General features: G+C 71.7%; 2 pseudogenes. Both read right to left on the minus strand.

The features are described 5' to 3' along the window. Window positions 1-483, minus strand: a pseudogene (locus ABEA81_RS42385) (succinate--CoA ligase subunit alpha); the annotation flags it as partial. Window positions 484-485: 2 nt separating this feature from the next. After that, window positions 486-688 (minus strand): annotated as a pseudogene (locus tag ABEA81_RS42390) (ADP-forming succinate--CoA ligase subunit beta); the annotation flags it as partial.

The raw sequence follows: 688 nt of genomic DNA on the forward strand, positions 1-688 counted from the left end.
GCCCGACTTCGACACCAGCCCGATCGGCCCCGCACCGGCGATGTCGGCCGGGATGATCCCCGCGTTCGACTTCCCGGGCGAGATGATCCCCGGGCAGTTCGGGCCGATGATCCGGGTCTTGTTGCCCGTGGCACAGGCGTGCGCCCACACCCGGGCGGAGTCGTGCACGGGGATGCCCTCGGTGATCACGACGGCGAGCCCGATGCCGGCGTCGATCGCCTCCACGGCGGCGTCGCCCGCGAACCCGGGCGGCACGAACAGGACGCTCACGTCCGCGCCGGTCTCGGCCATCGCCTCGGTGACGCTGCCGAAGACCGTCAGGTCGCGGCCGCCGATCGTCACGGTGGTGCCGGCCTTGCGGGCGTTCACCCCACCGACGACGTCCGTGCCGGCGGCCAGCATCTTCGCCGTGTGCTTGCCGGCCTCGCTCCCGGTGATGCCCTGGACGATGACCTTGCTGTGCTCGTGCAAGAAGATCGACATGCTCAGGCTCCCACCCGTGCTGCGAGCCGGGCGGCGCGGTCCGCCGCCTCGTCCATGGTCGTGACCTGCGTGACGAGGGGGTGGTTCGCCTCGTCGAGGATCCGGCGGCCCTCCACGACGTTGTTGCCGTCCAGCCGCACCACCAGCGGCTTCGTCGCCGCATCGCCGAGGATCTTCAGCGCCTCGACGATGCCGGTGGCCACCG

It is taken from the genome of Pseudonocardia adelaidensis (assembly GCF_039543345.1).
GTDB lineage: Bacteria > Actinomycetota > Actinomycetes > Mycobacteriales > Pseudonocardiaceae > Pseudonocardia > Pseudonocardia adelaidensis.